The organism is Hymenobacter jeollabukensis, from assembly GCF_005771675.1.
Classification (GTDB): domain Bacteria; phylum Bacteroidota; class Bacteroidia; order Cytophagales; family Hymenobacteraceae; genus Solirubrum; species Solirubrum jeollabukense.
The window spans coordinates 204,691-221,463 of record NZ_VAJM01000014.1; the positions used below are offsets into that span (position 1 = coordinate 204,691).

Here is a 16,773-nt window from a genome sequence, read left to right on the forward strand (position 1 = left end):
TGAGAGAGGGTATTGGGCGGCGGTTCGGGCCATTTTCGGGCCGGTCGGGCGCTGCCTCTGGAACAAAAGTACCATAAACTGCCCCTACGCGCCGCGCTTCTTTGCGTTGCCGGGGCCGCCCGGCCTCGCTACCTTCGCCCCCGAATCAAGCCGGAGTGCCGCCGCGGGCAGGCAGGAGCCAGTGCTTCAGCGTCTGAAACCCCGGTGGCGGGCTCCGCAGTTCCGCCCTATGCTGCACGACGCGCTGACGCCCCTCACCGCCCTCTCGCCCCTCGACGGCCGCTACCGCCGCCAGACCGCCCCGCTCGCCCCGTATTTCTCCGAGCTGGCCCTGATCCGCTACCGCGTGCTGGTGGAAGTGGAGTACTTCATTGCCCTCTGCGAGCTGCCGCTGCCCCAGCTCATTGGCGTCGACAAGGCCGCGTACGAGCCGCTGCGCCGCCTCTACCTGGACTTCACCGAAGCCGACGCGGAGGCCATCAAGGCCCACGAGCGGGTAACCAACCACGACGTGAAAGCCGTGGAATACTGGCTGCGCGACCAGTTCACCGGCCTGGGCCTGGACGAGTACCTGGAGTTCATCCACTTCGGGCTGACCTCGCAGGATGTGAACAACACCGCCGTGCCGCTCAGCCTGCGCGAGGCCTTGCAGCGCGAAATCCTGCCCGCCTACGAGCAGCTGGCTGATCAGCTCCGCTCGTTCGTGGCCCAGTGGGCCGCCGTGCCCATGCTGGCCCGCACCCACGGCCAGCCCGCCTCCCCCACGCGCCTGGGCAAGGAGCTGGACGTGTTTGTGGCGCGCCTGGAGGCTCAGCTGCACCTCTTGAAGCAGGTGCCGTTCGGCGCCAAGTTCGGCGGGGCCACCGGCAACTTCAACGCCCACTACGTCGCCTACCCCGACGTGGACTGGCACCAGTTCGGCACGCGGTTCGTGAACGAGCAGCTGGGCTTGTCGCGCTCCTACCCCACCACCCAGATCGAGCACTACGACCACCTGGCGGCCACCTGCGACGGGCTCAAGCGACTCAACACCATCCTCATCGACCTGGCGCGCGACGTGTGGCAGTACATTTCGCTGGGCTACTTCCGCCAGCAGGTGAAAGCCGGCGAAGTGGGCTCCTCGGCCATGCCGCACAAGGTCAACCCCATCGACTTCGAAAACGCAGAGGGCAACCTGGGCCTGGCCAACGCCGTGCTGGAGCACCTGGCGGCCAAGCTGCCGATTTCGCGCCTGCAGCGGGACCTGACCGACAGCACCGTGCTGCGCAACCTGGGCGTGCCGCTGGGCCACATCCTGATTTCGCTCACCGCCCTGCAGCGCGGCCTGGGCAAGCTGGCCCTCGACGAAACCGCCCTGCGCCGCGACCTGGAAGCCAACTGGGCCGTGGTGGCCGAAGCCATTCAGACCATTCTGCGCCGCGAGCGTTACCCCGACCCCTACAACGCCCTCAAGGCCCTGACCCGCACCGGCGGAGCCATTTCGGCGGATACCATCAGCGCGTTTGTGGATGAGCTGGACGTGAGCGACGCCGTGAAAACCGAGCTGCGCGGCATCACGCCGTGGAACTACGTGGGCGCCTAAGCCTTTGGCATTCCTTCGACCCGTAAAGCCCCGCCACACCGGCGGGGCTTTTTGCGTTGCGGGCGCCGGTCCTGCCGCGCGTAGTGATACCGCTGATTATTAACGGGTTCGAAGGACAAGGCTGGCGCTATCTAAAAAATAGACAAGATTTTTGTTATATATATGAATTAATGATGAAGATTGGGCACCATCTAAACGAATGATCTGTGGCGTATGCCGCTAGCGCAGGATTTTTTCGGCTGGATTTTCCGTCCTCGGACACTGCTTTCCGGCAGTCGTCTCGCTCCTTTCCGCGCCTATTATGACCACCGAACAGCAGCGCATGCAAGACTGCATTGCCGCTATTGCCTCCACCGCCGACCTACACCCGGGAATTTTAATCGTCCACCACATTCCGAGCACTTCGGTGGCCTACATGTCGCGCCGGGGGCTGGAGCTACTGGGCGTCAGCGTCGAGGAGCTGCGGGCCCTGGGAGCCGACTACCACCAGCGTTTTTTCAACCCGGAGGATGCGGCCGAATATGCGCCCAAAATATGGGCGCTGCTGGAGCAAAACGACTTCGAGCAGGTAACCTCGTTTTTTCAGCAGGTCCGCACCATCGAAAGCTCCGACTGGAGCCTCTACCTCAGCGCCGTGCGCCTGCTGCTGCGCGACGACGACGGCCTGCCGTTGCTGATGCTCTCCTACTCCTGCGCCATCGACCCGACCAGTCACATTCCGCTGAAAGTGCAGCGCCTGGTCGATGAAAACAACTTCCTGCGCCAGCACGCCGCGACGTTTGCCAGCCTCACCGGGCGCGAGCGGGAAGTGCTGCGCCTGCTGGCACTGGGCCACAGCGCCCCCGAAATTGCCGCCACGCTGTTCATCTCGGCGCAAACCGCCGAAACGCACCGCCGCAACATCCGCCAGAAGCTCGGGGCCGAGTCGGCCTTCGAGCTGGGCCAGTTTGCCCGGGCCTTCGATTTGATTTAACCCGCTCCCCGAACGGCGAATTACGCCGTGCCTCCTTGCTCCAACCACACCGTTATGCTACACCAGGACGCTTCTATTCCCTTGCTCGTGCCGCCCGCCGAGCAGCACCCGGCTACCGCCCAACAACAGGCCCGCATGGCCGCCGCCGTGGCCGAAATTGCTGCTTCCGCCGATCTGTATCCGGGCGTCATCATCATTGCGAACCTGCTCGTCGACCGCGTCGAGTACATGTCGCGGCGCGGGCTGCTGGAGCTGCGTACCACCTTGCCCGAACTACAGGCGCTGGGCCCGCGCTACTGGGAAACGTACTTCAATCCCGACGACTCCGCCGACCTGTTGCCCAAAGTGTACGCGATGATCCAGAACCCCGACCCCTGGGCGGTGGTAAGCATCTTTCAGCAGGTACGCATTGCCGAAGACCTGAGCTTTGTGTGGCACCTGAGTACCACCCGGGTGCTGCTGCGCGACGAGGACACCGGCCAGCCCCTGCTGCTGGTCACCTCGTCGGTGCCCATCGACCCGCTGCACCACGTCACGCACAAAGTGAGCCGGCTGCTGGAAGAAAACAACTTTCTGCGCCTGAATGCCCCGCGCTTTGCCACGCTTACCGGGCGCGAGCGGGAGGTGTTGCGCCTGCTGGTGCTGGGCCACAGCGCCCCCGAAATTGCGGCGGCGCTGTTCATTTCTCCTCAAACGGCTGAAACGCACCGGCGCAACATTCGGCAGAAGCTGGGCGCCGAGTCGGTTTTCGAGCTCAGCCAGTATGCCCGTGCCTTCGACCTGATCTGATAGCGGCTCGGGCTTTCATCAGCAGCTCAACATCCGACAGGATGCGGCGGCAATCCGGCTTGCCGCATCCTGTCGGCTAGCCTCATGTAGCGGTTCGGGCATCCGCCGAAACGGCCTGCTACACCGGTCGGCCCCTTCACGGGCGTTTATATTATTTCTAATAAAGATGAAAAATACCCGGAAGTGGGTATTGGATGCGCGCGGGCTTGCCTGCCAATTTTGCTGTGCTTATCTGACCCCGAATTGTGGGGTTGGTCGGCCTGTCAGCTTGTTGCTCTGCTGATGTGCTGGGTGTCTTTATTTCCTCCGCGCGTATTGTAGCGGCAGCCAATTGGCTGCTTTCACCACGTTCGACCCATCGCTGCCTGCCCGGCCAGGCAGCGATGGTGTTTCCGGCAGTTGAGTCCGCCTGCTAGGCGCTTGGTCCTGCTTCTGCTCCGCCGCCTTCCTGCTATTAGGCAAACTGTTTTTGCCCCTGCGCGCCTGTGGCCTTGCCGTGGGCTGCCGGGCATTGGCTTGTCTGGCCCCCGGGCCCGCTTTGAATGACACACCTCCACTATTTCCTTTTGAGTTGCTTATGATAAACCTCAACCCCATTCGCTCCGCGCTTTGCGGAGCCCTTGCCGCCCTGGGGCTGGCGGCCGTGGCCAGTCCGGCGACGGCGCAAAGCTTCAACTACCGCCCGCAGAACGCGCAGGTACTCGGCACTACGTACCAGAGTCTGGACACGGTGGGAACGGTCATTGCCACCGCCAATTTCGACGACGCCGACTCGGCGCCGCAGAACATCGGTTTCTCGTTTCCCTACAACGGCAGCACCTTCAGCAGCTTCATTCTGAGCAGCAACGGCTTCATCAAGCTGGGCAGCTCGCCGCTGTCGGACCCGTACCTGTACCTGGAATACGCCCAGACGGAGACGGTAGGCGGGCAGCTGGTGTACCCGGGCGGGCCGATAGCCAGCAGCGACTCGCGCAGCAACAACATCATCGCGCCGCTGGCCGTGGACCTGGCCGGCGCCCTGAGCGGCGGCACCGAGTACCGCGTGGCCACCACCGGCGTAGCCCCCAACCGGGTGTGCACCATTCAGTGGAAGAACGTGCGCGACAAGCCCAAACAGGCGTCGTCGTCCAACACCGCTACCATTGGCACGCAGTACGCCAGCATCTCGTTCCAAGTAAAGCTGTACGAAACCTCCGGCCAGGTTGACTTCGTGTACGGCCCCAACACGGCCGGGCCGGGTCCCGATGCGTTCCGGAGCGTAGCTGTGGGCCTGAAGGGCAACTACAACGCCCAGGGCCTGGCCGGCGACGTGGTGATGGTGGACAAAGCCTCGGCCACCGCGTGGAGCAGCGCCGTCTTTTACGACAACTACTACGTCGGCACCGACCCGTTCAACATCCGCAGCTCGGTGCGCCCCGTAGCGGGCACCACCTACCGTTTCCGGGCCAATGCCGCCAACGACGCGGATGTAATGGCGGTGTATACCCTGGGCCAGGTGCCCGTGGGCCGCGCCCTGGCCGTGCAGGCCGTGGTGCGCAACGCCGGCACCCAGACGCTGACCAACCTGCCCGTGACGCTCACCGTGTCGGGGGTGAATACGTTTAGCAACACCCAACTCGTGGGTAGCCTGGCTCCCGGCGCCAGCGCCACGGTGACGTTTGCCTCCTACACGACCTCCACCCAGCGCGGCAACAACACCGTGCTGGTGACCGTCCCCGCCGATGCGTACCCGGTCAAAAACGCGCTGTCGGCCACTCAATTGGTGACGGCCAGCACGCTCAACTACGTGCAGCCGATTGCCGGCTCGGGCATCACGCCTTCTTATTATGGCTTCGACACCCGCGAAGGCATTACGGCCGTGAAGTTCAACGCGCCTTCGGCTACCACCGTGCTGTCGGTTACCGACTTCATCCCGTCGGCCAGCAACTCGGTGGGCCAGATCATCTACGGCGTGCTGCTCGATGCGGCCGGCACTCAGCTGGCCCGCACCCCGAACTACACCGTGCGCGCGGCCGATATCGGCACCAACGTCACGTTCTCCTTTGCCGCGCCGGTGGCCATTCCGGCCGGCGACTTCCTGGTCGGCATTGCTCAGCCTGCCAGCGCCGTGGCGCACTATCCCATCGGCCTGCTGTTCGAAACCCCGGTTCGGCCGGGTGCCTTCTACGACCGCGGCTCCCTCACCACCGGCAGCTTCTCCGACCGTTCCCTGGTGAGCTTCGGACCCTTCCTGATCGGGGCGGTGCTGCGCCCCTCGCCGGTCATCAGCAGCTTCACCCCGGCCAGCGGCCCGGTGGGCACCAGCGTCCGCATCAGCGGGGCCAACTTTGCCGGCACGACGGCCGTGACCTTCAACGGCACGACGGCCCCGGGCTTCGCGGTGGATACCGCCGGTACCTCCCTCACCGTACTGGTTCCGGCCGGCGCCAGCACCGGTCCCATTGCCGTGGCTACGGCCGGGGGCACGGCGGTGTCGCCCACCAGCTTCACGGTGACGACCCCGCCCACGATTACGTCGTTTACGCCGACCACCGGCCCGGCCGGCACCAACGTTACCGTTACGGGCACCAACCTGAACAACATCAGCGGGGTAACCGTCAACGGCACGCCCGTTACCAGTCCTATTGGCGGCAGCAGCACGTCGGTTTCGTTTGCAGTGCCCAGCGGCGCCACCACCGGCCCCATCAGCATCACCACGGCCTCCGGTACGGTTACGTCGACAAGCAACTTCACCGTCACGGCCTCGCCCGCATCCAGCTCGCCGGTGCTCAGCAACAGCAGCTTCCCCGAAAACGCCCCGATAGGCCGCTTTATCGGCAAATTCACCACCCCGGCCGCCGGAGCGGTGGCACCGTTCAGCTACGGCCCGGTCTTCGGCACGGGTGACGTCGACAACAACGCCTTCTACTTCAGCAACGACTCGCTGTTCACGGGTAGCCGGTTTGACTTCGAAACCCGCAGCAGCTACAGCATCCGCGTGCGCAGCACCGATGCCAATGGGCAGCAATACGAGCGGGCCATTGCGCTGACGGTAACCGATGTGAACGACGTGCCCACCATTGCCTCGTTCACGCCGACCAGCGGCCCAACCGGCACCCGCGTAACGGTGACCGGTAGCAATTTCTTCGACGTGACGGGCGTTTTCGTCAATAACGTGGCCGTAACCGGCATCATCGACATCGACCAGATTGGTGGCACCACGGTGCAGTTCCCGGTGCCCAGCGGTGCCACCACGGGCCCGATCAGCATCACCACCACGGCGGGCACGGCCACCTCGACGAGCAACTTCACCGTCACGGCATCCACGCGGGTAACCATCAGCAGCATCTCGCCGACGAGCGGGCCGGTAGGCACGGTGGTAACCATCACCGGCACCAACCTCAACAACACGACCAACGCGCTGTTTATCCCGGGCACCTCGGCCACGTTTACCGTGGTTTCGCCCACGGAGCTGCGGGTGACGGTGCCGGCCTCGCTCACGCCGGGCAACAAGCAGCTGACCATCATCGGCGGGGGCGGCTCGGCCAACGCGCCGGGCGGCTTCACCGTCACCGCAGGCAGCAATGACCTGACCGTCAGCAGCGCGCAGAGCATCAGTGGCGCCTACACCAACGTGACCATTACCGGCACCGGCGTGGCGACCCTGACGGGCCAGCTGAAGGTATCGGGCACGCTTACGGTGCAAACCGGCGGCGCGCTGCTCACCAACTGCCAGCCCGTGCGCGGCACCGGCAGCCTCACGCTGCAGGCCGGCGCCACGCTCGGCATCTGCGACGCGGCCGGCATCCGCGCCAGCAGCGCCGACACCACCGGCGCTATTCGTCTCACGGGCACCCGCTCGTTCAGCACCGATGCCAGCTACCGCTACAACGGCAGCCAGGCCCAGGTAACGGGCTCGGGCCTGCCCGCGCAGGTGCGCAACCTGGAACTCAGCAACGCCTCGGGCCTGCGCCTCTCGCAACCCGTAGCCGTGGCCCAGGTACTGCTGCTTAACAACGGCGACCTGAACACCAACGGCCAGATGCTCACGCTGCTCTCGTCGGCGACGGGAACGGCCCTGGTGGACAACACTGGCGGCGTCGTCAACGGCACGACCACCGTGCAGCGCTACATCAGTCCGGCGCTGAATGCTGGCCTGGGCTACCGCCACCTGGCCACCCCGGTCACCTTCGACCCGGTATCGGATCTGGCTACCAGCGGCTTTACGCCGGTGGTGAACCCGGCCTACAACAGCTCGGCCACCCCCAACCTGGTGACGCCCTTCCCCACCGTGTTCGGCTACGACCAGAGCCGCCTTGCCACCACGACCAGCAACCAATCGGCCTTTGACAAGGGCTGGTTCTCGCCCGCGGCGCTGACCAGTCAGCTGAACGCCGGCCAGGGCTACACCGTCAACATGGCCGCTGGCCAGACGGTGGACTTCGTTGGGGGGCTGATCAACGGCAACTACTTCTACAACTTTGTCCGGGGCACGGATGCCGCCGCCGGCTGGCAGTTGCTAGGCAACCCCTACCCTGCCCCGCTCGACTGGAGTCGGGTGGCCGCCGCTGACCGGGCGGGCCTGAACGCCGCCATCTACGTCTTCGAAAGCACCGGCCCCTACGCCGGCCGCTACCGCAGCTACGCCAACGGTATCGGGGTCAACCCCATCGTGCCACTGGGTCAGGGCTTCTTCGTGCGGGTGGCCGATGGCCAGACCAGCGCCGCTCTCACGCTGCGCAACAGCCACCGCCTGACCTCGCCCGACGCAACGCCGCTGCTGCGCGGCACCGCCGATGTGCGGCCGCAGGTGCAGCTGGCGCTGCAAGGCGCCGGTTTGGCCGATGCCGCGTACGTGTACTTCGAGGCCGGGGCTACTACCGGCGCCGATGCGGAGTATGACGCCCGCAAGCTGCCCAACACCAACGGGCTGAACCTGGCCGCGCTAGCCGGTACCGATGCCCTGGCCGTGAACGGCCTGCCCGCGCTGACCACCACCACGGTGGTACCGCTGCAGGTGGCCGTACCGGCCGCCGGTTCGTACACCCTGCGCGCCGAGCAGCTGCTGAATTTCGTGGTCGGCACCCAGGTGCTGCTGCACGATGACTTCACCGGCCAGGACATCGACCTGCAGCGCCAGGCCAGCTACAGCTTCACGCACAACGGCGCCGCCACGGGCCGCTTCAGCCTGGTGTTCCGCCCCAGCGGCGTGACGGCTACGGCCAGCGCCCGCCTGGCCGATCAGCTGACGGTATTCCCGAACCCCACGGCCGGCTCGTTTACGGTTCGCCTGAGCGGGGTAGCCAGTGGCCAGCCCGCCCACGCCGTGCTCTACAACGCCCTGGGCCAGGCCGTGCTGCACCGCACGCTGCCTTCGTCCAGCACCGGCCTGCAAGCCGAATTTGACGTGACCCGGCTGCCGGCCGGCGTGTATACCCTGCGCCTGGTCCTGACCGACGGCACGCAGCTCACCAAACGCGTGGTAAAACAATAATGCTGCTCTCGCAACCTACTTCCACTTTCCCGGCCCAGCCGGTTAACCGCCAGCCGCTCGGCGCCACGCGCACCTTGTCGGCCTGGCTTGGCGGCGCAGCTGTTCTGCTGCTGCTCCTGCTGGCCGGGCCCAGCGCCCGGGCCCAGGACCCGGGGTCGGGTGGGCCCACGCCCGGCGCGCCCGAGCCCACCGCCGTACCCATCGATGGGGGTGCCTCGCTGCTGCTGCTGGCGGGCACGGGCATCGCGCTGCGCAAGCTGCGTCGCCGCCGTCAAGCCTGATCCTGCCTTACCCGCTCCGTAAACAATTTGGAAAAGCCGCTTCCCCCGGGAGGCGGCTTTTTTCATGCTCCCAGCCCGAGCCATTCACCGCAGCCGGGGGCTGTTCGGCACCTTGTATCGAATCGACAGAGCATGTCTTACTCGTCTTTCGATCAAGCCTTTGCTCCATAAAATATACCCGGAAGTGGGTATTGCAATACTTCGTTGACTGATGAAACTTTGGATACACCCCAGATGCAATTCTATGCCGGCTGCTTCCTCTTTGCCCGCGCCGACCGCAGCGCTGGTTCACGCGGCCTTACCGGTCGCCACGCAGTTTATCGATCTGGCCTACCTGGGTCATGGCCGGCCCGCTCCCGGCCCTGCGCAACCAGAGCCCGCTACCCCGATCCGGCTTTCCTCGGCCTCGTGACGCGTGGCCCGGCGGGAAGTTAACCGCCGGCATTGATTCGCCCGGCAGCCCCCGGAAGCCCTATCTTCGTGGCTTCTTCCCAGCTGCCTGCTTCATGCCCGACCTCCACGGCATCACCGTTCGCCCCGACTGCCGCCACTTCCGCGGCGACCTGCCCTGCCGCCCCAACAAAGAGCACGGCTACCAGTGCGGCTCCTGCCCGGTATATGCTCCGGTGCAGCAGCGCATCCTCATCATCAAGCTCGGCGCCATCGGCGACGTGATTCGGACCACGCCGCTGCTGCGCCGCCTGCGCCAGGAGCACCCGCAGGCCTACATCACCTGGCTCACGCACACGCCCGCCATCCTGCCCGCCCACGACGGCCCCGACGAGGTGCTGAAGTTCGAGCTCAGCAGCCTCGTGCAGCTGCAGGGCCGCGAGTTTGACATCGTCTACAACCTCGACAAGGACAAGGAAGCCGGCGCCCTGCTCAACGGCATCAAGGCCGGCCGGAAGTTCGGCTACGCCCTGCGCCCCTACGACGGCGTAGTGTGGCCCGTCAGCGAGCTGGCCGAGCACAAGTACCTCACCGGGGTGTTCGACGAACTGAGTTTGCGGAACCAGAAGCCCTACGTGCAGGAAATCTTCGAGCTCTGCGGCTTCGAGTTCCGGGGCGAGGAATACGTGTTCGACACCCACGCCGACAAGGGCTACCAGTGGCCCATGCTGCCTGCGGCCGGCCGCCGCGTGGGCCTCAACACCGGCTGCGGCGACCGGTGGACCACCCGCCTCTGGTCCGACGAGAAGTGGATCAGCCTGATTGGGCAGTTGCAGCAGCAAGGCTACCAGCCGGTGCTGCTGGGCGGCGAGGCCGAAGACGCCCGCAACCAGCGCCTGCACGCGGCCACCGGCGCCGTGTACCCCGGCACCTTCCCGCTGCCGCAGTTCATCAACCTGCTCGATCAGATGGACCTCATCGTGACGCAGGTGACCATGGCCATGCACATCAGCATCGCGCTGCGCAAGCCCACGGTGCTGATGAACAACATCTTCAATCCCTACGAATTCGACCTCTACGGCCGCGGCCAGATCGTGCAGCCCGACCGCGCCTGCGTGTGCTTCTATCGCGGCAGCTGCCGCCTGGGCACCAGCTGCATGGAGGAGCTGCCAGCCGAGAAGGTCTTCGCCGCCGTGCAGCAAAGCCTGCCGGCGTAAGCCGTTGCGGCCAGGCCGCCCGCACTGGGGGTCGTCATCAATGATTTTGCCCGCATGCGAAGTCCCATGTGCCCGGAATTAATGGTTTTCGGGCACATGGGACTTCGCACGTCGATGGAAACCATGGTATTCGAGCCGATAGGACTTCCTACGTGGGCACAAACAATGGTTTCGGAGCACATAGGACTTCCTATCAGGCCAGCACTGATGGTTTTCGAGCACATGGGAAGTCCTACTGGCTTCCCGACAATGGTTTCCGGGCAGGTGGGACTTCCAAGTGGTCTTGTACTGACGCGGACTGGCCTGCCGGGCAACTCAGTTCCTGCTCTCCGGCTGGGCCACCGCCTTGAGCGCCTTCACCATCTCGCTCCACGAAAACTGCTGCTTGTAGTGCCGGGCGCCGGCTACGAACGTCGCCTCCTTTTCGGGGTTCGTGGCGAAGTCCACCAGCGCGTCGGCAATGGCCTGGGGCGTGGGTGGCACCACGTAGCCCACTTCGCCGTTGGGAATCAGTTCGGCCAGGCCGCCCACGTCGGTTACCAGCATGGGCCGCTCGAAGTGGTAGGCAATCTGCGAGACGCCGCTCTGGGTGGCGTTTTTGTAGGGCTGCACCACCAGGTCGGCGGCCGAGAAATAGTCGGCCACCCGCTCGTTCGGAATGAAGTCGGTGGCGCGCACCAGGCGGCCTTCCAGCTGATGCACGCGGATCAGCTCCTCGTAGGGCGCGGCGTCCTCGTAAAACTCGCCGGCCACGATGAGCTTCAGGGGCAGCTGGCGCAGCCGCTCGTCGGCAAAGGCCTGCAGCAGCAGATCGAGGCCCTTGTAGGCGCGGATGAAGCCGAAGAACAGCAGGTAACGGTACTGCGGATCGAGCCCGAGGCGGCGCAGGGCCTCCGGCTTGGGCACGATGGGGCCGAAGTTGTCGTAGAGCGGGTGCGGCTGGTAGCGGGCGGGCTGCTTCAGTCCCAGCCGGCGCAGGTCGGCCAGCACGGCCCGGCTCATGGTCACGAAGCCGTGGTTCTGGGGCAGAAAGTAGCGCGTCAGCGGCCGGTCACCCGGGCGCGGCTCGTGCGGAATGGCATTGTCGGTGATGGTCACGAGGCGGGTGTGCCGGTTGCCGCGCACGAGGCGGGCAATGGTGCCCAGCGCCGGCCCCATGAAGGGCAGCCAGAAGCGGAAAATCACCAGATCGGGCCGCTCGCGCCGCAGCTTGCGCCCCACCCGCCACCAGCTCAGCGGATTCACCGAGTTGATGCTGACTTCGATGTCCAGGTCCTGGGGGCCGGCCTCGGTGCTATACTGCGTGGTGCCCGGAAACAGAAACTCCGGGTACTGCAGGCTGAAGGTGACGATGCGCGCCTCGTCGCCAGCCTCGCGGAAGGCCCGCGCCAGCCGCTCGTTGTACGTGGCCAGCCCGCCCCGCAGCGGGTACGCCGGCCCGATGATGACTACGCGCATGGAAGTTGTTTGGGGTGAAAACAGAACGTCATCCTGAGCGCCGCGAAGGACCTTCCTCCTTGCCTGCACTGCCGATCGAGTCTTGACTAAGACTGTGGCGTTGGTGCGGGGTGTGAGGAAGGTCCTTCGCGGCGCTCAGGATGACAAATAAAGTGGTTAATCTACATTCAGCTTCTCGCGCACCAGGTACTCGCGGTGCCCGTTCAGCTGCACCATTTCAGCCAGAAACCCGACCAGAAACAGCTGTACGCCCACAATCACGGCCACCAGAGCGAAGAAGAACAGCGGCTGATCCGTCACCGAGCGGGCCCGCAGGTTGTGCATCGACAGCCAGAACTTTTCGCCCGTCAGCCACAGGGCAATGATGGCCCCGACGAAGAAAGCCAGCACGCCCATGGCGCCGAAAAAGTGCATGGGCCGCCGCCGGAAGCGGCTCACGAAGGTGATGCTGAGCAGATCCAGGAAGCCGTAGACGAAGCGTTCCAGGCCAAACTTGGTCACGCCGTACTTCCGCTCCTGGTGCTGCACCACCTTCTCGCCGATGCGCCGGAAACCAGCCCACTTGGCAATAACCGGGATGTAGCGGTGCATCTCGCCGTACACCTCGATGCTCTTCACCACGCGGTGGTTGTAGGCCTTGAGCCCACAGTTGAAATCGTGCAGCTGAATGCCCGAAATCCAGCGCGTCACGCCGTTGAACAGCTTGGTCGGAATGGTCTTCGACAGCGGGTCGAAGCGTTTTTTCTTCCAGCCGCTGATCAAATCGTACTGCTCCTCGGTGATGAGGCGGTACAGCTCGGGCAGTTCCTCGGGCGAGTCCTGCAGGTCGGCGTCCATGGTGCACACCACCCGGCCGCGCGTGGCCCGGAAGCCCGTGTCCAGCGCCGCCGACTTGCCGTAGTTGCGGTTGAAGCGGATGCCGCGCAGGGTCGCATCCGTCGCCGCCAGCTCTTCGATTACTTCCCAGGAATTGTCCGTCGAGCCGTCATCGATCAGGATGACCTCGTACGTGAGCCCGTGGGCCTGCAGCACGCGACGAATCCACTGCGTCAGCTCCGGCAACGATTCAGCCTCGTTGAGCAGCGGAATGACGATAGACAACTCAACAGGAAAAGATTTCGAAGCAGAATTACTCAAACTCGGGGCGGTTACGCTTGGTAATGGCGGAAACAATCAGGGAAAGTAGAAAAGCGAAAAACGCCGTGCCCAGCACCGCAAACAAAATGCCTACCGGTCCGGTGCCGCTGAACTTCTGCGTCATCTGCACGGCCTGGTCGATTTGCTCGTCGCTCATCTTGCCGTCAGCCTCAAACTTGGCGCGCAGGGCGTTCATGGCGTTTTCCACGTACTGCGGATCGATGAACGTGATGTAGATGTAGCGAAAGATGCCGCTCAACAAGCCGATAACGGCGCCTTCAATGGTGGCAATGCCCAGGCCCTGGCCGTAGGACATAAAGCCGGCGTTGTGCTCCTTGAAATAACGGTGGGCCAACACGATACCCCCAATCAGGATGATAAACGTGATGATGCCCATGGCGGAATTCTGCTCCATCCCGGTCATCATCAGGATGAAGGAGTAGATGATGGTGACAATGCCCGTAATGACCCCGAAACGCAGGCCGGCGGCAGTGGTAGTAACGGTGGAGGTAGTCGTGTTTTCCATGAAAAAGGTGTTGGGGGTTGTGAGAGAAGAAGGTGTTACCGCCGTAAGAAAATAGCTCCCGGCACAGCAAGCAACAGCCCTAAGATTAGCTTTTTGCTGAATTCATCCATAGCCAGCCCCTGCGGCGTGGCCGCAATGCTGGCCAGCGTCCGCTCGTACTGCTCTTCCCCCCCCTTTTCCTTCATGAAATTGGCCCGCTCTGCCCGCACCACCTGCTCCATCTCGCGGCGGTTCTGCTCGATAAGTTTCGGCCCGGTCATGCGCGCCAGCCCGTACATACCCGTGGCGGCCAGCAAGGCCGTCAGGACCACCGTCAATACTCCTACCAACAGTTGCCGCCCCAGCGTGGCCAACTCACGGTGCCGCTTACGCAGCTGCCATTCAGCCAGCACTGCCGCCAGTGGCGCTACGAAGATGCTCATCAGCCGCTTCGGCCCGAAAGGATTTTGCCCGGTGGCGTACAGCAGCACGGTCCACGCAATGCAGATGATGCCGGCTACCATGCCCACCCGCAGCGCCGTGCGGATTACCGCTTGATTATTCATGCTTACAGCCGGTCTACTAGCCGACCGAAGCGGCAAGTTAGGCCTCTTTTCATCAATATTCGTCCCACGTTATGCCGCCTGCGCCGTCGGCCGCTCCCGCCGCTGACCGAAGCGCAAGACCAATGCTTCGCCCAGCAGACACAGCAGCGCCCCAATCAGGCAGTACCGCCACAGCGGCGTGCCATTGTGCTCTTCGGCCAGCTGCGCCGCCGCGCTCCGCTCCCCGCCGGCTTCGTACACGTGCACGTTCGGGTAGGCGGCCGTCAGTTGGCGCAGCTCCTCGGCCGAGTACTGCGCCAGCTCTGATTCCTTTTTGTCCACGTTGAAGGCCAGCGTCGTGAGCACCTTGTCGTTCAGGATGAGCTGGTAGTAGCCCGGCTGCCGCATGGGCGCCGGCAGTTGTAAGTACAGCCGGCCATTCCGCACCTGCTGCGTCGGTACGTAGGAGTTGCTGTCGTTACGCAGCCTGTATACCTGTTCTGCCCCCGCCGTGCCGGCCGCTGGCTGCCGCAGCACCACGGCGCGGTCGGTCAGGCGGTAGGCTGGCAGCTGCTCACTGGCTTTGCTCAGCGTCGCCAGCCGGTACATTACCGGCACAAACAACGGGTGCTCGGCAAAAGTCGAAAACCCGGCCTGCAGCGGCGACGCGAACAGGTACACCATTCCCTCTCCGCTTCGAAAACCCGAGAGGAACGGCTGTCCGTCCCGGAACTGCAGCACGTCAGTCGTCGAGCGGCCCCAGCTTAGCACTGGTGTTGCCACGGGCATATCCGGCTGCCGGGTCTGCTCCGCAAATACATCCTTGAAAAACGGGTTTTGCTGATTCAGCACGGCCAGCTCCTGCGCCGTATTACCAGTAGTCCAGCGCACCGATGTCAGCCCCAGTACCGCCCATAGCTGCTCATATCCCGCCCGCAAGCTGGCTGTCGTCGGTGGTACAACCACTAGGGTGCCACCCTGTCGCACAAATTCTGCCACCGATACCTGCCAGGCTGCACTCAATTGACTGTTGCCCTGGATCAGCAGTAAATCAGCATTACTTACAGCCCGCGCGTTGTTGTCCGGGCGTAGTTGAGTATAAGCAAATACCGTTTCGTTAGGGTACAGCTTTTGGGTAGCGGTGCCGCCCCCACTCACATCCACCACCCGAATGCGCCCCGTTGGTTTCAGCGTGAAGTAGTAGGTGTTATCATAAGTCACCGGCTGCTCCTCAATTTCAACCCGGCAATACTGCGTTGTCGCTCCGTTCAGGCGCACACGCGCAATGTTCTCCACCATTCCGCCTGCAGCCACCGTACTCGTATAAGCCGCTACTTGCCCCGGACCGATAAATACACGCACCTGCACATCCAGGGCCTCACGGCTGCCACCGTTACGCAAGCGCACGTGCAATGGCAAGTCCACGCCGCTACGCACAAATTCTTCCGGCGAAAACACGCTATCTACGTACACATTAGCCGTGGACCGCAACGTCAGAGGTAGCAGATACACTTCTCCGGCAGCGCGCAAGCCGCGCACGTCAGCAAGGTCAAAATCGGTCTTCTGAAAGTCAGAAGCTACAAACGTGGTCTGTTTAGCTCCAGCCAGATGGTTCTTCAACTGTCGTAGTTGCATTCCTATCCTATTACTGGCGGCAGAGGGATTCAGCTGATTCAAAACCTCGCTCATATTATCCGCAGGTATACTCGCTTGCGGAGCTTGTCCAGTCCACATCCGGTACTGTGTAGTCCTCGGAAAGGCTTGGGTTATGCCCTGTATTTCCTCTACGGCCTGTTCAAACGCAGACTTACCCTTGCCGGCTTCTGCCGTCATACTTGGCGAATTATCGATCAGAATGTTCGTATTCGCCTCTAGTGTCGCTTTCTGTTGAGCCGCGGGAATAAATGGCTGGCAAAACAACAATACCAGCAAAGCCAGAAAGCCCAAACGCAGACCAAGTACCAGCAAGTGTTGTAGCCGCCGTTGCTTCGCACTGAGTAGCTTGACCTCGCGGATAAACTCAACATTGGTAAATAATACTCGCTGAGGCCGGCGGAGCTCATACAAGTGCAAGAATACAGGAACGCCCAAGGCCAGCAAGCCGAGCAAAAACCATGGATGAGTAAGCGTCATGTATCTGTTTTAGGATTTCACCTGATACTTCAAAGAACGCGAAATCAACCGAAAAGACGCCTAACAGCACCTATCAGCTACAACTCAGTATAATCTTAATAGCCAACCGTAGCCCCCATCTTTTCAACGGCAGCTTAAGCGACATTGCATGGCGCTTAACTACTTCGCCCGGCCATCTAATGCGCGTGCAGGTCCTTGGTACCCTTTGCCCAGACGTGCTCGGCGCGTGGGGGCAGGCCGGGGGGCGGCGGGGGCCCATAAACGGGCACAGCCCCCGCGGCCGAAGAGGC

The 16,773-nt window shown here is 63.5% G+C and carries 11 protein-coding genes; 6 read left to right on the plus strand and 5 right to left on the minus strand.

Going from position 1 to position 16,773, the window contains the following annotated elements; genetic code table 11:
• Window positions 1-229: 229 nt before the first annotated feature.
• From purB to FDY95_RS21980, 6 genes are all read left to right on the plus strand, one after another.
• Window positions 230-1,582, plus strand: coding sequence for an adenylosuccinate lyase (gene purB / locus FDY95_RS21955; protein ID WP_138081034.1), 1,353 nt, complete (start codon window positions 230-232; stop codon window positions 1,580-1,582).
• Between the two features lie 301 nt (window positions 1,583-1,883).
• Window positions 1,884-2,555, plus strand: a complete 672-nt coding sequence (locus FDY95_RS27085) for a LuxR C-terminal-related transcriptional regulator (protein WP_317129508.1) — start codon at window positions 1,884-1,886, stop codon at window positions 2,553-2,555.
• Between the two features lie 54 nt (window positions 2,556-2,609).
• A complete protein-coding gene (locus tag FDY95_RS21965; RefSeq protein ID WP_246074101.1) occupies window positions 2,610-3,344 on the plus strand; it encodes a helix-turn-helix transcriptional regulator in 735 nt (244 codons plus the stop codon).
• 577 nt (window positions 3,345-3,921) lie between these two features.
• Complete coding sequence (locus FDY95_RS21970) at window positions 3,922-8,817, plus strand: IPT/TIG domain-containing protein (protein WP_138081036.1); 4,896 nt, start codon at window positions 3,922-3,924, stop codon at window positions 8,815-8,817.
• Window positions 8,817-9,098 carry a PID-CTERM protein-sorting domain-containing protein gene (locus FDY95_RS21975; protein ID WP_246074102.1) on the plus strand — a complete coding sequence of 94 codons (282 nt, stop codon included), beginning with the start codon at window positions 8,817-8,819 and terminating at the stop codon, window positions 9,096-9,098. Before FDY95_RS21970 ends, FDY95_RS21975 begins: the two co-directional genes overlap by 1 nt.
• Window positions 9,099-9,604: 506 nt before the next feature.
• Window positions 9,605-10,705: a glycosyltransferase family 9 protein gene (locus tag FDY95_RS21980; protein ID WP_171025791.1), complete on the plus strand. Its 1,101-nt coding sequence runs from the start codon at window positions 9,605-9,607 to the stop codon at window positions 10,703-10,705.
• Between the two features lie 315 nt (window positions 10,706-11,020).
• On the opposite strand, the gene FDY95_RS21985 is transcribed toward FDY95_RS21980, so the two are convergent.
• The 5 genes from FDY95_RS21985 to FDY95_RS22005 all read right to left on the minus strand — a co-directional run bounded on the left by FDY95_RS21985 (window position 11,021) and on the right by FDY95_RS22005 (window position 16,483).
• Complete coding sequence (locus FDY95_RS21985; RefSeq protein WP_138081040.1) at window positions 11,021-12,163, minus strand: glycosyltransferase; 1,143 nt, start codon at window positions 12,161-12,163, stop codon at window positions 11,021-11,023.
• Between the two features lie 156 nt (window positions 12,164-12,319).
• The gene (locus FDY95_RS21990; protein WP_246074103.1) at window positions 12,320-13,264 is read right to left on the minus strand and encodes a glycosyltransferase family 2 protein; all 945 of its coding nucleotides are present in this window, start codon (window positions 13,262-13,264) and stop codon (window positions 12,320-12,322) included.
• A gap of 28 nt (window positions 13,265-13,292) precedes the next feature.
• Entirely contained in the window at window positions 13,293-13,826 is a 534-nt protein-coding gene (locus FDY95_RS21995) for a DUF4199 domain-containing protein (protein WP_138081044.1), read from the minus strand.
• Between the two features lie 35 nt (window positions 13,827-13,861).
• Window positions 13,862-14,329: a DUF4199 domain-containing protein gene (locus FDY95_RS22000; protein WP_171025792.1), complete on the minus strand. Its 468-nt coding sequence runs from the start codon at window positions 14,327-14,329 to the stop codon at window positions 13,862-13,864.
• A gap of 111 nt (window positions 14,330-14,440) precedes the next feature.
• A complete protein-coding gene (locus tag FDY95_RS22005) occupies window positions 14,441-16,483 on the minus strand; it encodes a BatA domain-containing protein (protein WP_246074104.1) in 2,043 nt (680 codons plus the stop codon).
• Window positions 16,484-16,773 lie beyond the last annotated feature (290 nt).

Excerpts from the sequence above, each read along its gene's own strand:
- purB (WP_138081034.1), top strand. The coding sequence starts at position 230 with ATGCTGCACGACGCGCTGACGCCCCTCACCGCCCTCTCGCCCCTCGAC.
- FDY95_RS27085 (WP_317129508.1), top strand. The coding sequence starts at position 1,884 with ATGACCACCGAACAGCAGCGCATGCAAGACTGCATTGCCGCTATTGCC.
- FDY95_RS21965 (WP_246074101.1), top strand. The coding sequence starts at position 2,610 with ATGCTACACCAGGACGCTTCTATTCCCTTGCTCGTGCCGCCCGCCGAG.
- FDY95_RS21970 (WP_138081036.1), top strand. The coding sequence starts at position 3,922 with ATGATAAACCTCAACCCCATTCGCTCCGCGCTTTGCGGAGCCCTTGCC.
- FDY95_RS21975 (WP_246074102.1), top strand. The coding sequence starts at position 8,817 with ATGCTGCTCTCGCAACCTACTTCCACTTTCCCGGCCCAGCCGGTTAAC.
- FDY95_RS21980 (WP_171025791.1), top strand. The coding sequence starts at position 9,605 with ATGCCCGACCTCCACGGCATCACCGTTCGCCCCGACTGCCGCCACTTC.
- FDY95_RS21985 (WP_138081040.1), bottom strand. The coding sequence starts at position 12,163 with ATGCGCGTAGTCATCATCGGGCCGGCGTACCCGCTGCGGGGCGGGCTG.
- FDY95_RS21995 (WP_138081044.1), bottom strand. The coding sequence starts at position 13,826 with ATGGAAAACACGACTACCTCCACCGTTACTACCACTGCCGCCGGCCTG.
- FDY95_RS22000 (WP_171025792.1), bottom strand. The coding sequence starts at position 14,329 with ATGGTAGCCGGCATCATCTGCATTGCGTGGACCGTGCTGCTGTACGCC.
- FDY95_RS22005 (WP_246074104.1), bottom strand. The coding sequence starts at position 16,483 with ATGACGCTTACTCATCCATGGTTTTTGCTCGGCTTGCTGGCCTTGGGC.